We start from the raw sequence: 19,086 nt of genomic DNA, 5'->3' as shown, positions 1-19,086 counted from the left end.
CCCTTCTGCTTTCTTCTTTATAAGCCCCGCCTTCCGGCAAATAACTCATCACTTATTACTTATAACTTATAACTTTCTTATATCCATACACCGCATTGCTTCCCAGTTCTTCTTCGATGCGAAGCAGTTGGTTGTACTTTGCCATACGGTCTGAGCGGCTCAGCGAACCGGTCTTGATTTGTCCGCTGTTGGTAGCTACGGCTATGTCTGCGATAGTCGCATCTTCCGTTTCACCGGAACGATGGGAAGTTACGGTAGTATATCCGTGGCGGTGTGCCATTTCGATGGCATTCAGTGTTTCGGTCAGCGAACCTATCTGGTTTACTTTAATCAATATGGAGTTGGCACAGCCTTTTTCGATGCCCATTGCAAGGAAGTCCACATTGGTGACGAACAAATCGTCTCCTACCAACTGGCAACGGTTGCCGATACGGTCGGTCAGTTTTTTCCAGCCGTCCCAGTCGTTCTCGCTCATGCCGTCTTCGATAGAGTCGATGGGATACTTGTTGATTAACTCTTCCAGATAGTCAATCTGTTCGTCGGCAGTACGTTTCTTGCCTTTTTCACCTTCGAATTTGGTATAATCGTAGATGCCATCATGGTAGAACTCGGAAGAAGCGCAGTCCATGGCAATCATTACATCTTTGCCCGGTTCGTATCCGGCAGCCTTGATGGCGGCAATGATGGAGTTCAAGGCATCTTCTGTACCCTCCAGATTAGGAGCAAAACCTCCTTCATCGCCTACTGCTGTGCTGAGGCCACGGTCTTTCAGGACTTTCTTCAGTGCGTGGAACACTTCGGCACCCATACGCAAACCTTCGCGGAAGGAAGTGGCACCTACGGGGCGTATCATGAATTCCTGGAAAGCAATGGGAGCGTCACTATGCGAACCGCCGTTGATGATGTTCATCATCGGTACAGGCATCACATAGGTATTTGTACCACCGATATATCGGTAGAGTGGGATGTCAAGGTAAGCGGCGGCAGCCTTGGCTACAGCAAGAGATACGCCGAGGATGGCATTGGCACCCAGATTGGCTTTCGTTTTGGTTCCGTCCAGTGCAAGCATGGCATGGTCGATACCCATCTGGTTGAGGGCGGACATACCGATGAGCTTGGGAGCAATGATATTATTGATATTGTCCACGGCTTTCAGGACACCTTTGCCTCCGTAACGTTTTTTGTCACCGTCACGCAGTTCCAATGCTTCGTGTTCTCCCGTGGATGCTCCTGACGGGACAGATGCACGGCCTATGAAGCCGGATTCCAAGGTTACGTCTACTTCTACAGTTGGGTTACCTCTTGAATCGAGGATTTCACGTCCGATAATCTTCTCTATTTTCATATTCAGTCAATTTTAATTATAAACTATCTTACTAACAAATGAAAACAAGGAATTGTTTTTCGTTTTTAATCCTTTATTGTAATGCCTAAAAGAGTAGTCAACTCCATGGCTTGGGAAGTATTGACGATGGCTCCCCGTATGTCGGGCAGGTTGAGGCGTATACCTCCTATGTGCGAGTCGCTCAAGTCGATTCCTCTTAGAGGGGTGTGTGAAAACTCGGATTCTACCAGCTCACAGTTTTCAAAGGCGATGGAGGCAAGTTTGCAGTCGTTGACGTCGCTGTTGCGCAAGTCACAAGAGGTGAAGCGGGCTTGATTGATTTTACTCATGGAAAGATTGAGGTATCTGGCATTGCAGTCCTTCATTGTCAGATGGTTCAATATTGTTTCCGGCAGATTGGTTCCCACCAGTTTGCAGGATATGAATTCCACTCTGAACAGAGAACTTTCGGCAAATGAGATGTTGGAAAGGTCGCAATGTTCAAAACGTACATCAGTGAAATGGCAGGATTTCAGTTTGCAGGCGCTGAATTGGATATGACTGAAAGTACAGTTGGTGATGCTTTTGTAGGAATACTCCATGTGTTCCTCTGTCCGTTTACCGAAGTGAAGGTCTCTGACAGTTTCTTCCGTATTCAGCCATTCTTCCAATGATTTGGAACTTTCACTTTGTCCCTCTAAGGTAGGAGGGATGATGCGTACGGGAGGCATGACAAAAGGCTTGCTGGGTTTCATAGGGGTGTTTGGGTTATATACAGCGTCCGAAGGCGCCGCCGGCGAAGGCTGCCAGGACTCCTAATGTGATACTTAATAAGGTATATAAGGCAAACATTCCGTAGAATTCTTGCTTTATCAGAATCAGTCCGTCATTGCTGAAAGTGGAGAAGGTGGTGAATCCTCCGCACAGACCGGTAGTCAGCAACAGCCGTACCTCAGTAGAAAGGTTGAAACGGGCGGATAAGGTATAGAATAGCCCGATGAGGAAACTTCCGAGGATATTGACTGTGAATGTAGCCCATGGGAAAGAGTAGGGGACTATGCGCTCGTGGAGCATCATCTGCACGCAGTAGCGCAGTACGCTGCCGGTACCGCCGCCAAGGAATATAGCTATCAGTAATCTAGTCATAGGTTTTCTGGGGTTGGTTTTGGCTGCAAAGGTAGTGAAGACAAAGGAATTTCAGTAAATCATAGCCCGAAATTTCATAAAGCGATTCTGTACTGGGGGAAGTAGTTATTGGTGGGATGTATATAATTTTGATATTTGATATGAGTGATTGCCAATCTTGGTTCCGGATAGTTCGTGATGGGGCAGAAGCGATTTACTAAATCTTGGAGGAAGATTTAGTAAATCGTTGCCGGAGATTTAGTAAAATGTCCGGGAGATTTTAGTAAACGAGTAGAAGGGGCTTTGGAAGGATGACTGGTTTGTCTGTATTTTTGGATACGGTAATAACTAGTGAAACTTGAGCCACTCTTGAAATTGAGGTCTTAACCGTTCAAATGCCATATTGTAGAGACCTCTCTAGAACCTTGTCTTGATAATCAGCGATTTATTTTCATTGGCTGTAGAGATTGTATCCATTCCTTCTCATTCTCTTCCTGCCTTTCTTTCTTCACTCGTAGAGAAGGGTTGTTCTTAATTTGTTGTTTTTTAGAGTTTTAACGAAATTGGTTGTAGATGTCATTTCCTTGTATTCCCGTCATTCACACCCTAACTTTGCAACATCGAATTCAAGAGAATGAAAGTTTATCGTTGAGGCCTCACGATGGATCTCCACTTCTTGAAAGAGAGGAAAAGGCTTCGGCCTATTTATTACATTATTATATTAACTTTCTAAAACATTAAAAATTATGGGACTTCAGTATGTAGTGGCAAAGAGAATCTTTGGTTTTGACAAGGACAAAAATGTAAAGTATGTAGCTAAATCCGTAGGAGCGGGTGAATTGGATTTTGATAAGTTGTGTGCCAAAGTGAGCCGTATTCTTGGTATTCACAGAAAGACGGTGGACTTAGTGGCTACAGGACTGGTGGACATCATGTCGGAAGAAATAGACGATGGAAAGACTGTTCGTTTAGGTGATTTCGGATTGTTCCGCCCTTCTTTTGTAGGGAAGAGTGCTGATACGGAGGCTGGCGTTTCGGCCAGTAACATTGTCCGTAAACGTATTCTGTTTTTTCCGGGGAAAGCTTTTAGTCAAATGTTGGGCAATATGAGCGTCACCAAGATGGTGGTTCCCGATACGGACTATACGGATGGAAGTAGCAATGGTGGAGGGGATAACTCCAATCCTTCGGGAGGCAATGACGGGGACCAAGGTGAAAATCCTTTGGGATAATTCCAGTGCACGATTAAAGTTGTAAAAATATGGAGGGCGAAGTTTTCGTAGCGATACTTCTCCTTCTATTTTGTTTGTAGGCAGGATATTGTTCAAGGGAAGTTGGTTTTCATGCAAACGTTTGCCGACAAATCATCTATCATTTTAGTTTAATTGCGTCAGAGTGTATTTCTTTCCTGCCTATATTTGCATCTGGAACATAATTTTATAAATATAGCATGAGAAACATGAAAGCAATCTGTACAAAATTAGCCTGCTTCCTGCTCGTTTTGTTGGTGAGCGGCGTAGCAATGGCAGAGAGTATTACCTCTCCCAACGGACAACTTCAATTGAATTTTTCGGTAAATGCGCAAGGCGAACCCGTTTACGAACTTTCTTACAAAGGAAAGCCGGTGATTAACCCTTCCAAATTAGGACTCGAACTGAAGAACGACCCCGGTCTGATGAATGGCTTCACGATGGAGGATGCAAAGACTTCCACTTTCGACGAGACTTGGGAACCGGTATGGGGTGAAGTAAAGCAAATCCGTAACCACTATAATGAGCTGGCTGTGACGCTCAACCAAAAGGCGCAGGATAGGAACATCATTATCCGCTTCCGTTTGTTCGACGATGGTATGGGCTTCCGCTATGAATTCCCTTTACAGAAGAACCTGAACTATTTCGTGATTAAAGAGGAGCGTACTCAGTTTGCCATGACTGGCGACCACACTGCCTTCTGGATTCCGGGCGACTACGATACGCAGGAATATGACTACACAGAATCCAAACTTTCTGAAATCCGCGGGCTGATGAAAGGGGCCATTACGCCTAACTCTTCGCAAACCCCGTTTTCGCCCACCGGTGTTCAGACTTCTTTGCAGATGAAGACTGCTGATGGTTTGTACATCAACTTGCACGAGGCTGCTTTGGTGGATTACTCTTGCATGCACTTGAATCTGGATGATAAGAATTTTGTTTTTGAATCTTGGCTTACTCCCGATGCAGTAGGCGATAAAGGTTATCTGCAAGCTCCCTGCACGTCACCGTGGCGTACGGTTATCGTAAGCGACGATGCTCGTGACATCCTTGCCTCTAAAATCACGCTGAACTTGAACGAACCTTGTGCTTACGAGGACGTTTCCTGGATTAAGCCCGTGAAATACGTAGGTGTATGGTGGGAAATGATTGCAGGTAAGAGCACCTGGGCATATACAGACGACCTTCCCTCCATCAAACTGGGTGAAGTGGACTACTCCAAAATGAAGCCCAACGGCCGTCACGGTGCCACTAACGAAAATGTAAAAAAGTACATCGACTTCGCAGCCGAGCACGGTCTGGACCAAGTATTGGTAGAAGGCTGGAATGAAGGCTGGGAAGACTGGTTTGGCAAATCCAAGGATTATGTATTCGATTTTGTGACCCCTTATCCCGATTTCGACGTGAAGATGCTGAATGAATATGCCAAGAGCAAAGGCGTGAAGCTGATGATGCATCATGAGACATCCGGTTCGGTGCGCAACTACGAACGTCACATGGACAAGGCCTATCAGTTTATGGTGGATAATGGCTACAATGCCGTGAAGAGCGGATATGTAGGTAATATGATTCCCCGTGGTGAACATCATTATGGGCAATGGCTGAACAACCACTACCTCTATGCCGTGAAGAAGGCAGCCGACTACAAAATTTGTGTAAATGCGCACGAAGCTGTACGCCCTACCGGTTTGTGCCGTACTTATCCTAACTTGATTGGCAACGAATCTGCACGAGGAACTGAATATGAGGCATTCGGCGGTAGCAAACCGTTCCATACCACATTGCTTCCATTCAACCGCTTGATTGGCGGTCCGATGGATTATACACCGGGTATCTTCGATACCAAACTTGACTTTATGGGCGATTTGCCCCACGGACAAGTGCAGACTACACTTGCCAAGCAACTCGCTCTGTATGTAACTTTATACAGCCCGTTGCAGATGGCTGCCGACTTGGTTGAGAACTACGAAAAGCACATGGATGCTTTCCAATTCATCAAGGATGTGGCAGTAGACTGGGACGACAGCAAGTACATTGAAGCAGAACCGGGTGATTACATTACCGTGGCCCGTAAGGCAAAAGGAACCGGCAACTGGTTTGTTGGAGGTATTACAGACGAGAATGCACGTACAGCCAACTTTACGCTCGACTTCCTTGAACCGGGCAAGCAATACGTAGCCACTCTCTATGCCGACGGTAAAGATGCTGATTACAAGGAGAACCCTACTTCTTATCAGATAAAGAAGGGTATCGTAACCAGCAAGACCAAAATGTCCGTGAAGGAAGCGCGTAGCGGTGGTTTTGCATTGAGCTTGATTGAAGCGACTCCGGCTGACAAGAAAGCTGTGAAGAAGTGGAGATAATTTAGGGTAGAAAGAGTTTTTATTAGGCATTAGTGAGGCCCCGCAGAAGTCCAATCTTTGCGGGGCTTTTTTTGTGTTAGGGTAAGCTCATTCTTATACCGTAAAAATAGCATCAAGACCCGAGTTTTTGGTAAGTCCGTTCTTTGGGGAAACCTTTATTTTTGCACTCAGATAACAGATTGCATAATCATTAAAAATCAGAGATATGAATACGGATAAGAAAATCAGTCGTCGGGAGGCTTTAAAGCGTATGGGATTTGCCGTGATGAGCGGTGCTATCGCATCTTCCGGCCTACTCTCGTTGGCATCCTGCGAAACAAAAAGGAGTAAGCGTATCATCTTTTATTTTACCGGAACGGGTAACAGTCTTTACATCGCCCGTCAGTTGGCTGGAGAGAACGCAGAATTGTTGAGTATCCCTCAGATGGTGAAACGGGGGAAGTATGAATTTGAGGCAGATGAAATCGGCATCGTTTATCCCATCTACGGTCATATGCCTCCCTATATGGTACGGCAGTTCATTCAGAAAGCAAAACTGAAGGCAGAATACAAGTTTGCTGTCCTCACCTATGGTGCAAGGAAGTGCGATGCGGTAGAGATTTGGGACCGTATATCCCGTAAAGCCGACAATGCGTTCGACTATATCAGCACTATCATCATGGTGGATAACTGGCTACCCAACTTCGACATGAACGAGCAACTCAAGATAGACAAGCACATCCCCGAGAACTTGCAGAAGATAACGGCAGATATCAACAGTCGGCAGCATTGGCACGAACCGGTGACGGAGGAGGAACGGCAACAGCACCAAGGTTTTATGCAGCGGAGTGGACTCAACCCCGAGGTGGGCTTCCTGATAAAAAGCGAGAAGTTCTTTACCGTGACCGATGTTTGTATTGACTGTGGCATCTGTACCTACGTTTGTCCGCGCGGCAACTATGAGTTGACGTCGAGAGGAGTGAAGACGTCCGGTGACTGCGAGTTCTGTTTTGCCTGCATACAGAATTGTCCGCAGAAGGCTATTCAGTTCATAAAGCAGGAAGATGGCTCTTTTCCTGACGGAACGGAGAAGAACCCCAATGCCCGCTATCGTAATGAGCATATTTCGCTAATAGATCTGAAACGGGCAAACAATCAAAAACTATAATCATTAACCTCTGTATTTTGTCGGATTTACACCCAGATGTTGTTGTACGTAACGGCTAAAATAAGCAGGAGAGGAAAAACCGAACATATCGGAAATACGGACGAACGTTAGTGATTTGTCGCGCAGCAAACGCGAGATGTCGAGTGTGGTATAACGGTTTATCCAGTAGTTTGCTGTATAACCGCTTACTTTCTTGGAAACTTCCGAAAGATATTTGGAGGTGACACATAGGCAGTCGGCATAATAGGTCACTTCACGATGCTCGCGGAAAGTTCCGTTCTCCAGCATGTTGAGGAAACGGCTCATGATGGAAGCATTTTGTACAGAGATATTGTCCTCGCCATATAGATGGGAGTGGAAATCGAAGAAGTCGAGTATCAACATCTGTGTGGAGGCGATAAGCATATCGCGATGGAAATGATGGTCTGTATTCCGGAGTCTGTATTCCACTTGTTCAAAATCCCGGAGACATAGCTCTTGCTGTTCGGTAGTCAGGGACATGATAGGATTGAGAAATAGGGAAAGTTGCCCTTTCATGCCGTAGTTGTTCTGTGGTGTACTCAGCACCACAAAGCCCGATGCGATATAGATGACCTTTACGCGAAAATCTTCTGAAGGTTGAATTTTCTCTACCAGTTTTCCTTTGCGGACAATCATCAGGTCGCCGGCACGTAGCTCGCGTTCCTCTCCATTGTACTTCAATCGGCAGATTCCTGACAGACAGAGGGCGTGTGCAAGATAGCCACTGTATGCGTCCGTCCCCAGACCTTGAAGAGTATCGGCTATTATAATATTTGCGGTTTCTCCCATTATACAGTTGTTTGGTTTCGATCACAAAAGTATATGTTTCCAATAATATAACTTCTATTGTGGGCAAGAAATATATTGCCTTTTTTATTCATTTCAAATCTGCCCGAATTTCGCAAATTCTTCATACCTTTGCATCCGTTAATTTTAGAAACCAATAACAAAACAGAACTTATGGGAGGTTTTTTCGGAACAGTCGCCAAGGCAACAAGCTGTGTGGCGGATTTGTTTTACGGCACAGATTATAATTCACATTTAGGGACAAAACGTGGTGGGTTGGCTACATACGATGCAGAAACGGAGCAGTTTACCCGTTCCATTCACAATCTGGAAAGCACTTATTTCCGCACGAAGTTTGAGGATGAACTGGACAAGTTCAAAGGAAATTCCGGAATAGGAATCATCAGCGATACAGACCCTCAACCCCTTATCCTCAACTCCCACCTTGGTCGCTTTGCCATTGTAACGGTAGCCAAAATAGTAAATCTGCAAGAACTGGAAACAAAACTGTTGGCCCAAAACATGCACTTCGCCGAACTCAGTTCGGGCAAAACCAATCAGACGGAACTTATCGCCCTCCTTATTATACAAGGAAAGACATTTGTCGAAGGAATTGAAAATGTGTATAAGCATATCAAAGGTTCCTGCTCCATGCTGTTATTGACGGAAGACGGCATCATTGCCGCTCGCGACCGCTGGGGACGTACTCCGATTGTGATTGGCAAGAAAGACGGAGCGTATGCCGCCACAAGTGAGTCGAGCAGCTTTCCGAATCTTGGTTATGAGATAGACCGTTATTTGGGACCCGGAGAGATTGTTCGCCTGCGTGCCAATGGTGTGGAACAGATGCGCAAGCCTGATGAGGGAATGCAGATTTGTTCCTTCCTATGGGTATATTACGGTTTTCCCACTTCCTGCTACGAAGGTAAGAATGTGGAGGAAGTGCGTTTTGCCTCCGGTTTCAAGATGGCACAGACAGATAAGTCAGAGGTGGATTGTGCCTGCGGCATTCCTGATTCGGGTGTAGGTATGGCGCTTGGGTATGCCGAAGGTAAAGGAGTTCCTTATCATCGTGCCATTTCCAAATATACTCCGACTTGGCCTCGTAGTTTTACTCCCAGCAAGCAAGAATTGCGTTCGCTGGTGGCAAAGATGAAGCTGATTCCCAATCGTGCCATGCTCGAGGGTAAGCGTCTGCTGTTCTGTGATGACTCTATTGTCCGGGGGACTCAGTTGCACGACAATGTGAAGGTGCTGTATGAGTATGGTGCCAAGGAGGTGCATATCCGGATTGCTTGTCCTCCATTGATATATAGCTGCCCGTTTGTAGGATTCACGGCTTCCAAAAGCGACATGGAGCTGATTACCCGTCGTGTCATCAAGGAGCTGGAGGGTGACGAGAATAAGAATCTCGATAAGTATGCCACTACCGGCTCACCCGAATACGAAAAGATGGTGGACGTTATCCGCGAGCGTTTCGGACTTTCATCCTTGAAGTTCAATACGTTGGAAACTCTGGTTGAAGCTATCGGATTGCCTAAGTGTAAGATATGTACGCATTGTTTTGATGGTAGCAGCCATTTTTGATTGACATTTTGTCCTTAAGGAATAAAAAAGGGGCGTGAATTGCTTGGCAGTTCACGCCCCTTTTTTTATCTTTACAGCACAAAATAGTGGTTAATGATTAGTGATTAATGATTAATGCCATTCGGATAATGCTTTTCGCCAATTACTAATCACTGACCATTAATCACTAACCATTAATCACTAATCATTATTCATCATGACTTTAGTAGAACGTTTTTTAAAGTACGTAAGCTTCGATACTCAGTCCAGTGAAGAGACTGAGATTACTCCGAGTACTCCGGGGCAAATGGTGTTTGCCCGGTATCTGAAAGAAGAATTGGAATCTTTGGGTCTGGAAGAAATCACGTTGGACGAAAATGGTTATCTGTTCGCCACTCTTCCTGCCAATACAGACAAGCCGTTGCCCGTCATCGGCTTTATTGCCCACATGGATACAAGCCCCGATATGAGTGGCAAGAATGTTTCTCCGCGTATCGTGCAGAATTATGACGGTAAGGACATTGTTCTTTGCGCCGAAGAGAATGTGGTTCTTTCTCCTGCCCAGTTCCCCGAACTGCTCGACCATCAAGGGGAAGATTTGATTGTGACCGACGGCAAGACCTTGCTTGGTGCCGATGATAAAGCCGGTATTGCCGAAATTGTATCGGCGGTGGTATATCTGAAGGAGCACCCCGAAATCAAGCACGGTAAAATTCGTATCGGCTTTAATCCGGATGAGGAAATCGGTTTGGGCGCCCATAAGTTCAATGTAGCGCAGTTCGGTTGCGAATGGGCCTATACCATGGATGGCGGAGAAGTGGGTGAACTTGAATTCGAGAACTTCAATGCGGCCTCTGCCAAGATAAGCTTCAAGGGACGGAATGTGCATCCGGGCTATGCCAAGAATAAGATGATTAACTCTATCCGCGTTGCCAACCGTTTCATGTCCATGCTTCCGGCTGACGAGGCTCCGGAGCATACCGAAGGTTACGAAGGTTTCTATCATCTGATAGGCATTACCGGCGAGGTGGAGCAGACAACAGTCTCTTACATTATCCGTGACCACGACCGCACCCGCTTCGAAGAGCGCAAGAAGGAGATGGAACGTCTTGTGGCAAAAATCAATGAAGAATACGGTCCGGGTACCGCTACTCTGGAACTTCGCGACCAATACTATAATATGCGCGAGCAGATTGAACCGGTGATGCATATCATCGACACCGCTTTTGCCGCCATGAAGGCGGTAGGTGTAGAGCCTCGTGTAAAAGCCATTCGCGGAGGTACGGACGGTGCCCAGCTCTCTTTCAAGGGCCTGCCTTGTCCCAATATCTTTGCCGGTGGCTTGAACTTCCACGGCCGCTATGAGTTCGTGCCTATCCAGAACATGGAGAAAGCCATGAACGTCATCGTCAAGATTGCCGAGCTCGTAGCCAGCAAATAGATAATTCATAACTCATAACTCATAACTCTAATAGTTCCATGAAAACCACTCCGTTTACCGAAAAACACATCTCGCTGGGTGCCAAGATGCACGAGTTTGCGGGATATAATATGCCTATCGAGTATTCCGGCATCATTGACGAACATCTTACAGTATGTCAGGGTGTCGGTGTATTCGACGTCTCACACATGGGAGAATTCTGGGTGAAAGGTCCCCATGCTTTGGACTTTCTGCAGAAAGTGACTTCCAATAACGTAGCTGCCCTCACACCGGGGAAAGTACAGTATACCTGCTTCCCAAATGAAAATGGAGGTATTGTGGACGACCTTCTGGTCTATCATTATGAGCCGGAGAAATACCTGCTTGTCGTGAATGCGTCGAACATTGAGAAAGACTGGAACTGGTGTGTGTCTCATAACACGGAAGGCGCAGAATTGGAAAATGCTTCCGAGCACATGGCACAGCTTGCTGTGCAAGGACCGAAGGCTATTCAGGCTTTGCAGAAGCTGACTTCCATTAATCTTTCCGACCTTCCTTACTATACTTTTACCCACGGTGAGTTTGCCGGAGAAAAGGATGTCATTATCTCCAATACCGGATATACCGGTGCGGGTGGTTTTGAACTTTACTTCTATCCGGAGGCTGCCATGAAGATTTGGGATGCCGTGTTTGAGGCAGGCGCGGAGTTCGGCATTAAGCCAGTTGGTCTGGGTGCGCGCGATACGCTTCGTCTGGAAATGGGATTCTGTTTGTATGGCAATGATTTGGATGACACCACTTCGCCCATTGAAGCGGGTTTAGGATGGATTACCAAGTTTGTGGAGGGAAAGAACTTCACCAATCGCCCGATGCTGGAAAAACAGAAAGCGGAAGGCACTACCCGTAAGTTGGTGGGATTTGAAATGATAGACCGCGGTATCCCCCGTCATGGTTACGAGCTGTATAGTACAGACGGTACTGCCATCGGTGTGGTTACCTCCGGAACTATGTCGCCTACCCGCAAGATTGGTATCGGAATGGGGTATATCAGACCCGAGTACAGCAAAGTCGGTACGGAAATCTGCATTGACATGCGGGGACGTAAGCTGAAAGCTGTGGTTGTGAAGCCGCCGTTCCGCAAACAGTAATTTGAATGAATAACTAAAATAAGAAGAATGAAGAATTTGTCATGCGGCATCATCGCGCAGTCAAATTCTTCATTCTTAGTTATTCCTTTCTCTATATTCTGCTTATCCTGTCCAGCATTTGGTTTGCCCAACCTATCTCTTTATTGGTCCATTCCTTTTCGGTTCCTTCTATGCCCTGGCCTTCGTAGGCCGAAAGCAAGGTGATATATTCTTTCAGTATATCGGCGGCTTGGGCTTGTTTGTTCATGCGCATCAATAATAGTATTTTTTGTTTATATATGTCCAGATTGGGGCTTGTTCCTGCCATCTCCTGGGCTTTATCAAGCATGGCGAGGCAGCGGTTGTTCACTTCTTCCGTATTAGACAGTGCCATTTCCGCTTTTACCAGGATGATGTAGTCATTGTCTGTGGCTAGTCTGTTGTCAATGTTCTTGCGTATCAGCCGGGCAGTTTCCTTATAGCGCTTGTTGGCGTAGTTCATACTTGCGTTGAAAGAAACGACATCGCTGGTGGTCCGTAGGTAGGGGCGGGCACTCAGGCTATGGGATTCACCGGCCTTTTCTATACGCTTTTGCAGGTTGCCGATGCTGCCGTAGCGAGGAATGTCCTTGTTGCGTTGGTGCAGGTTGTAATACCCTATAATTTTACCGAGGGCCGATGCGATTCCGTCGGGATTATATCCCTTGAATGCCAGAAGTTGGCGCGCAAGGCGGTCTGAAGAGATTTCCTGGGAAGTTTTGTATTTCATCCCCAACCGGTCCGTTGCCGGAATGCTCAAAAGGGAAGCGATGGCTCCGATATCTGCCACCAGACTGACGGCATAAGCATCTTCATTATCGTCCCAGTAGGCCACATCGAGGGCTGCACTGGCGGTAGTGGCAAAGACATCTGCCCAAAAAGCTGCACGCTTGGCACGCCGCTCGGCACGGTAAATGTTGTTTACCTGATGGTCGAGGACGAAATGTCCCAGCTCACATGCGATGACGGCGGCCAGTTCGTCTTCGGAATCAAGAGTGCAGAGGAGGCCCGTACTGATAACCATGGAGCCGTTGGGAAGCATGAAGGCATCTGGTTCGGGCGACTGGATGATACGTATGTTCAGACTCTCCCCGCGATTGCTGTCAATGGTGGTGGCGTTCAACTTGGAGAACACTCCCTGCACGTACGAAACGATGTAATCTTCCTGATAGGCTATCTCATTCAGTTTGTCGAGATACTCCAGGCACTCTTCGTCGATTTCCTGGCGCAGTTTGTGCTTGTAGCCGCGGTCGCTGAAATATTCGTAAAGATGGTTTTTCAAGTATATCTGCTGCCAGAATTCCCGGTCGGTTTGCGGAGCGGATATGGCAATGTGCCCCATCTCATTCAAAGGAATGGTCTCTTGTATGCCGTTCATTTCGACAGCATAGCAAATGTTGTTGCTGCTTTCACCGGGATTCTTCATTTTGACAACCCGGCGGATAATGACCGGTGTACCGGCGGGAGATTGCCGGTACTCTTTTGTCAATTCTCCTTTGACAGCGATGTTTCCGCTTAAATCTTTGTACTTTTTGGGCTTGGCAAATCCTGCCGTTGCGACAAGGATTGTCAGGATGAATAGGGTGGCGAGTCGTTTCATGATTAGTATATGTTTTCGGTTTTGATGATACAAAAATAGGGAAGTGTTTTTCTCCTTTCTCGTTTTTTTCCCTATTCTGTGATAGGAGATTCCCTATTTATCGGTCCTGCAGTGGGAGGCGGAAACAAAAAAGGGAACCTTTCAGTGAAAGACTCCCTTTTTTCAGTTTGCTTGAAACTGATTATTTCTTACGGTTACCGTAACGGCTCATGAACTTATCAACACGACCGGCAGTGTCAACCAGCTTAGACTTACCTGTGTAGAACGGGTGAGAAGTGCTGGAGATTTCCAGCTTTACCAGCGGATAAGTTTCACCTTCGAATTCGATAGTCTCTTTCGTGTTGCAAGTGGAACGAGACAAGAATACATCACCATTTGACATATCTTTAAATACTACCGGACGGTAATTTTCAGGATGAATACCTTTTTTCATTTTGATATTTTCTTTTAAAAATTTATATTCTGTTACTATTTTGGTAATAAATAGTGTAATGGTCTTCTTTTCAGAGCGCAAAGATAGTGCAAGTTGGAGACTCTACAAAATAAATTCAGATTTATTTTTATTTAGTAGGTTTATCGCATTTTATTTCTGATTTTTGCAGGACTTAATCTTGTGAATTTATGAGGAAACTACTTGTCTTATGCTCTTTCTGGCTGTGCGTGGCAACGTTGGGGGCACAAAATGCGGAACGGAAACTGTATAGTGTTGCGTTCTACAATCTTGAGAACTTGTTTGATACGATTCATGATGCAGGTAAGAATGACTATGAGTTCCTGCCCGACGGCAGTTACCAATGGACGGCAAAGAAGTATGAGTCCAAGCTGCAGAACCTTTCCAAAGTGTTGGGTTCCCTTTCGCGTGATTTAGTGCCGGAAGGTCCGGCATTCATCGGTGTGGCAGAGGCGGAGAACAGCCGGGTGCTGGAAGACCTCGTGAAGCAGCCGGCCATTTCCAATTATGAGTTCGTGCATTATGAAGGACCGGACAGACGGGGTATAGACTGTGCCTTGCTGTACGACCCGAAGCAGTTTAGCGTTACCCACTCAAAGTTGGTGCTTTCTACTCCTTTTGAGGGGGATACGCTGCACTTGACGCGCGGCTTCCTGATTGTGGACGGGCAACTGGCGGGAGAGCGTGTCTGCGTGATAGTGAACCACTGGCCCTCCCGTGGGGCAAAGTCACCGGTGCGTGTGCATGCAGCCAGGCAGGTAAAGGCCTTGAAGGACTCTCTGATGCGTAGCGACAAGAAGCTGAAACTCATCGTGATGGGGGATATGAATGACGACCCGATGGATGAAAGCATGAAGGTGCTGGGTGCACGCAAATATCCGAAGCAGGTGAAGAAAGGCGAATTCTACAATCCCTGGTGGGAGACACTGGAAGACAAGGGAGTGGGGACATTGCTCTATCGGGGCAAGTGGAACTTGTTTGACCAGATTGTCATTTCGAAACCGTTGCTGAAGGCTAAGAAAGGGTTGCGCTATGATCACAATGAAGTTTTCATCCGCGATTATCTGATTCAGCAGGATGGCAAATACAAAGGTTCCCCCTTGCGTACGCATGGAGGCAGGACTTGGCTGAACGGTTACAGTGACCATTTGCCGACCATCATCTATCTGAAAAATTAGTATTACATAATAATGTGTAAACAGATGCCGGAGAGCAAACATGTTCTCCGGCTTTTTTGTTGATAGAAGTATAGATGGCAAAAGTATGGCTGGCAGAGATAAATGCAAAGAGTTTGTAATATAGAGATTACAATAATCTGTTAAATGAAGCCAATAGCTTTAAAATAGAATGGATTTGGTAGGATGAGCCGGATATTTTATTCCTCTCAAGTTCTTTACTTTAAAGGATAATGATTACTTTTGCGTAGAATTTTAATTCACTAACAATAAAATTTAAACAAAATGGTTAATTACAAAGATTTAGGACTGGTAAACACAAGAGAGATGTTTGCTAAGGCTATCAAAGGTGGATATGCTATTCCGGCATTCAACTTCAACAATATGGAACAGATGCAGGCTATCATCAAGGCTGCAGTTGAAACAAAGTCTCCGGTTATTCTTCAGGTATCTAAGGGTGCCCGTCAGTATGCCAACGCTACGCTGTTGCGTTACATGGCTCAGGGTGCTGTTGAGTACGCTAAGGAATTGGGTTGCAAACATCCTGAAATTGTTCTTCACCTTGACCACGGAGATACATTCGAAACTTGCAAGAGCTGTATCGACTCCGGTTTCTCTTCAGTAATGATTGACGGTTCACACCTTCCGTACGAAGAAAACGTTGCACTGACTAAGAAGGTAGTTGACTATGCCCATCAGTTCGACGTAACTGTAGAAGGCGAACTCGGTGTATTGGCCGGTGTAGAAGATGAAGTTTCTGCAGAACACCATACATATACTAATCCTGAAGAAGTTATTGACTTCGCTACCCGTACAGGTTGCGATTCACTGGCTATCTCAATCGGTACTTCTCATGGTGCATACAAGTTCAAACCCGAACAATGCCACGTTGACCCTGCTACCGGTCGTCTGGTTCCTCCTCCTTTGGAATTTGCCGTTCTGGATGCTGTAATGGAGAAACTTCCGGGATTCCCCATCGTTCTTCACGGTTCTTCTTCAGTTCCTCAGGAAGAAGTTGATACTATCAACAAGTATGGTGGTAAGCTGGAAGCTGCTATCGGTATCCCCGAAGAGCAGTTGCGTAAGGCTGCCAAGTCTGCTGTTTGCAAAATCAACATCGACTCTGACTCACGTCTGGCTATGACAGCTGCTATCCGCAAGACATTTGCTGAAAAACCGGCAGAATTCGACCCGCGTAAGTATCTGGGTCCGGCTCGTGACAATATGGAAAAACTGTACAAGCATAAAATCATCAACGTGCTTGGTTCAGAGAACAAATTGGCTCAACTGGACTAATCGAAAGATAATCCGAATATAGCGTCAGCCCTTGCAATATTGATGTTGCAAGGGCTGACTTGTTGTATATAGGCCGGTGTTGTGGGATGGTTAAGTTCGCCGCTTATTTCAGAAGCGGATGTTTCAACGTGTACAACAGTCTGTTTCCTTTAACAAAACAGTCTGTTTCCCTTAACTGAACAGTTTGTTTCAATAAAGAGAACACTTTGTTCCAATATGCAAAAACACTTCGTTCCAATACGTAAGAACACTTTGTTTCTACATATCTGAACACTTTGTTTCTCTATACTGGAACAAAGTGTTCACCGTTATGAACTAACAGATTAGCTATATTTGAGACCGGTGAAAAGCATATCCCCGTGACACCTATTCCATACTAAAAATCCCTTGCAGATGGCTGGCAGGAGAAGTGTCTGCCAGCTATCTGCAAGGGAGATTTGCAAGAATGAGCTCTCTGTGTGGAGTACGCGTTATAATTCTATCACTAATGATTCTCTGGGGCCCATCTTCAGCTCTTCACCGAAGGTGATGGCCTTGCCGCTAAGAATATCTTTTCCCTGCTTGCTGTTTTTCAGGATTTCCTTGTAGAATTTCAAAGGAACGGTGGTCTCTGCATCTGTACCGTTCAGCATCACGAATATCGTCTTGCCTTCGTACTGGCGTGCGTAGGCATAAACACCATTCTGTACCATGAACTGCACCATGCTGCCTTTGGCAATCACATCGTTTCCTTTGCGCCAGTTCAGGATGGTCTTGTAGAAGTCGTAGCACTCGTTCTGTATTTTGGTACGTCCGGCTGGGGTCAGTGCGTTTGTTGCGTCACCGGTCCATCCACCGGGGAAGTCCTTGCGGACATAGCCGTCGCTCTTGCTCTTCACGCCATTCATCATAACTTCCGTTCCGTAGTAGAGTTGCGGAATGCGGCGGGTGGTAAGCAGCAGGGTAGAGGCTTGCTTCAGCATCGGAAGGTTGTCGCCTTCGCCCAGGAAGCGGTCGGTGTCGTGGTTTTCGATGAATGCCAGTACGGAAGCGGGGTTGGGGTAGAGGAAGTCGTATACGAAGTTATTGTATATGCGGTCTAGTCCCTTGAACCAAGTTTCGGTCTGTTCATTCTTGGCGGTATTTATCTTGTCGAAGAAGCTGAAGTCCATAACGGTCTTGAGGTTACTGTTCTTGGGGGCTGATAGCTTGGAATCCTTCTGCCACCAGGCGGTGTAGGCGGGTTCGGTAACCCAGGTCTCGCCCACGGTGTTGTAGTTGGGATATTCTTCGTTGAGCTCTTTCATCCAGTTGCTCATGGCATCATAGTCGGCATACGGGTAAGTGTCCATGCGGATGCCGTCGATGTTGGCGAATTCAATCCACCAGAAACTGTTCTGTACCAGGTAGCGGTAAACGTGAGGATTCTTCTGGTTGAGGTCGGGCATGGAAGGTACAAACCAGCCGTCGTTCATCTGGTCGGCATCGTACTGGGAAGTATAAGGGTCTACGTGCGGGGTCAGTTTGAAGGAGGTCTGCACGAAGTTGTTTTCGTGGTCGGGGTTGTTGAACCAATCTTTGGAGGGCATGTCCTTAATCCATACATGCTCTACGCCGCAGTGGTTGAAAATCATGTCCATTACGATTTTGATGCCGCGTGCATGGGCTTTTTCAATCAGTTGCTTGTATTCTTCGTTGGTACCGAAGCGCGGGTCCACCTTGTAGTAGTCTGTGGTGGCATAGCCGTGATAGGAACCGCCGGTCATGTTGTTTTCCAGTACCGGAGTAAACCAGAGGGCTGTGACGCCGAGGTCGGAGAAGTAGTCCAGGTGTTGTTCTATGCCGGCAAGGTCACCGCCGTGGCGTGCATTGGGGTCATTGCGGTCTACCTTGTACTCGGCCATGCTCGCAATCTGGTCATTGTCTGGGTTGCCATTGGCAAAGCGGTCGGGCATCAGCAGGTACAGTGCGTCGGAGGCGTCGAAACCTTTATGTTCGCAACCTTTCTTGTTGCGTGCCTTCAGTTCATATTCCTTTACGAGTTTCTTTTTTCCTTCAGTGAAGGTGAGGTTGAATTTGCCGGGTTTTACATCCTTGTCCAGTTTCAGATAGACCAGGAGGTAGTTGTTGCTTTCCAGCTTGACGGTGCTGCTCAATGAGACGCCAGGATAATTGACGGATACTGCCGCGTTGCCGATGCCTTCGCCATAGACCATCAGCTGGAGTTCCGGGTTCTGCATGCCGGTGTACCAAAACGGAGGGTCGATTTTGTTCACATTCATAGCTGCATACGTACTGAGGGAGAGTAAGAGTGTTCCCAAGATTAAGAATACTTTTTTCATGATAGTAACTTTACGGTTAATTTTTGCGCTAATTTAAAACAAATAACGGAGAAAGTTAATCTTTCTCCGTTACTG

General features: G+C 46.5%; 15 protein-coding genes. 8 read left to right on the top strand and 7 right to left on the bottom strand.

The window, feature by feature from the left end; genetic code table 11:
• Positions 1-55: 55 nt before the first annotated feature.
• The 3 genes from eno to crcB all read right to left on the bottom strand — a co-directional run bounded on the left by eno (position 56) and on the right by crcB (position 2,470).
• Positions 56-1,345 (bottom strand): phosphopyruvate hydratase, encoded by a 1,290-nt coding sequence (gene eno / locus DWZ03_RS18395; protein ID WP_120130510.1) that lies wholly within the window; start codon positions 1,343-1,345, stop codon positions 56-58.
• 65 nt (positions 1,346-1,410) lie between these two features.
• Positions 1,411-2,079, bottom strand: a complete 669-nt coding sequence (locus tag DWZ03_RS18390) for a pentapeptide repeat-containing protein (RefSeq protein ID WP_044467303.1) — start codon at positions 2,077-2,079, stop codon at positions 1,411-1,413.
• Positions 2,080-2,092: 13 nt separating this feature from the next.
• On the bottom strand, positions 2,093-2,470 hold the full coding sequence (gene crcB / locus DWZ03_RS18385) for a fluoride efflux transporter CrcB (protein ID WP_005826820.1): 378 nt from the start codon (positions 2,468-2,470) through the stop codon (positions 2,093-2,095).
• Positions 2,471-3,195: 725 nt separating this feature from the next.
• On the opposite strand from crcB, the gene DWZ03_RS18380 reads away from it, so the two are divergent.
• The 3 genes from DWZ03_RS18380 (at position 3,196) to DWZ03_RS18370 (ending at position 7,209) form a co-directional block, all read left to right on the top strand.
• Entirely contained in the window at positions 3,196-3,681 is a 486-nt protein-coding gene (locus tag DWZ03_RS18380; RefSeq protein WP_022402053.1) for a DsbA family protein, read from the top strand.
• A gap of 218 nt (positions 3,682-3,899) precedes the next feature.
• Positions 3,900-6,062, top strand: coding sequence for a glycoside hydrolase family 97 protein (locus DWZ03_RS18375; RefSeq protein ID WP_057088054.1), 2,163 nt, complete (start codon positions 3,900-3,902; stop codon positions 6,060-6,062).
• 205 nt (positions 6,063-6,267) lie between these two features.
• Positions 6,268-7,209 carry an EFR1 family ferrodoxin gene (locus DWZ03_RS18370; protein WP_120130509.1) on the top strand — a complete coding sequence of 314 codons (942 nt, stop codon included), beginning with the start codon at positions 6,268-6,270 and terminating at the stop codon, positions 7,207-7,209.
• A 3-nt stretch (positions 7,210-7,212) separates the two neighbouring features.
• Here DWZ03_RS18370 and DWZ03_RS18365 read toward each other — a convergent pair whose 3' ends face one another.
• Positions 7,213-8,019: a helix-turn-helix domain-containing protein gene (locus tag DWZ03_RS18365; RefSeq protein ID WP_005826809.1), complete on the bottom strand. Its 807-nt coding sequence runs from the start codon at positions 8,017-8,019 to the stop codon at positions 7,213-7,215.
• A 171-nt stretch (positions 8,020-8,190) separates the two neighbouring features.
• Between DWZ03_RS18365 and DWZ03_RS18360 the strand changes: the two genes are divergently transcribed.
• From DWZ03_RS18360 to gcvT, 3 genes are all read left to right on the top strand, one after another.
• Positions 8,191-9,603: an amidophosphoribosyltransferase gene (locus tag DWZ03_RS18360; RefSeq protein ID WP_044467727.1), complete on the top strand. Its 1,413-nt coding sequence runs from the start codon at positions 8,191-8,193 to the stop codon at positions 9,601-9,603.
• Positions 9,604-9,799: 196 nt separating this feature from the next.
• Positions 9,800-11,023: a peptidase T gene (gene pepT, locus DWZ03_RS18355; RefSeq protein WP_005835942.1), complete on the top strand. Its 1,224-nt coding sequence runs from the start codon at positions 9,800-9,802 to the stop codon at positions 11,021-11,023.
• 38 nt (positions 11,024-11,061) lie between these two features.
• The gene (gene gcvT / locus DWZ03_RS18350) at positions 11,062-12,150 is read left to right on the top strand and encodes a glycine cleavage system aminomethyltransferase GcvT (RefSeq protein WP_035449409.1); all 1,089 of its coding nucleotides are present in this window, start codon (positions 11,062-11,064) and stop codon (positions 12,148-12,150) included.
• A 91-nt stretch (positions 12,151-12,241) separates the two neighbouring features.
• Here gcvT and DWZ03_RS18345 read toward each other — a convergent pair whose 3' ends face one another.
• Positions 12,242-13,768 (bottom strand): M48 family metallopeptidase, encoded by a 1,527-nt coding sequence (locus DWZ03_RS18345; protein WP_044467724.1) that lies wholly within the window; start codon positions 13,766-13,768, stop codon positions 12,242-12,244.
• 181 nt (positions 13,769-13,949) lie between these two features.
• Positions 13,950-14,201 carry a type B 50S ribosomal protein L31 gene (locus DWZ03_RS18340; protein ID WP_005835945.1) on the bottom strand — a complete coding sequence of 84 codons (252 nt, stop codon included), beginning with the start codon at positions 14,199-14,201 and terminating at the stop codon, positions 13,950-13,952.
• 188 nt (positions 14,202-14,389) lie between these two features.
• On the opposite strand from DWZ03_RS18340, the gene DWZ03_RS18335 reads away from it, so the two are divergent.
• Together DWZ03_RS18335 and DWZ03_RS18330 are read left to right on the top strand one after the other, a co-directional pair.
• Positions 14,390-15,397 carry an endonuclease gene (locus tag DWZ03_RS18335; RefSeq protein ID WP_061411187.1) on the top strand — a complete coding sequence of 336 codons (1,008 nt, stop codon included), beginning with the start codon at positions 14,390-14,392 and terminating at the stop codon, positions 15,395-15,397.
• A gap of 282 nt (positions 15,398-15,679) precedes the next feature.
• Positions 15,680-16,690 (top strand): class II fructose-bisphosphate aldolase, encoded by a 1,011-nt coding sequence (locus tag DWZ03_RS18330; protein WP_005826798.1) that lies wholly within the window; start codon positions 15,680-15,682, stop codon positions 16,688-16,690.
• Positions 16,691-17,160: 470 nt separating this feature from the next.
• On the opposite strand, the gene DWZ03_RS18325 is transcribed toward DWZ03_RS18330, so the two are convergent.
• The gene (locus DWZ03_RS18325) at positions 17,161-19,011 is read right to left on the bottom strand and encodes a glycoside hydrolase family 13 protein (protein WP_120130508.1); all 1,851 of its coding nucleotides are present in this window, start codon (positions 19,009-19,011) and stop codon (positions 17,161-17,163) included.
• Between the last annotated feature and the right edge of the window lie 75 nt (positions 19,012-19,086).

The organism is Bacteroides sp. AF29-11 (genome assembly GCF_003602895.1).
In the GTDB taxonomy this organism is placed as follows: domain Bacteria; phylum Bacteroidota; class Bacteroidia; order Bacteroidales; family Bacteroidaceae; genus Bacteroides; species Bacteroides uniformis.
The sequence above is the reverse complement of the archived record's forward strand: the minus strand, read 5'-3'. Positions and strand labels throughout refer to the sequence as shown.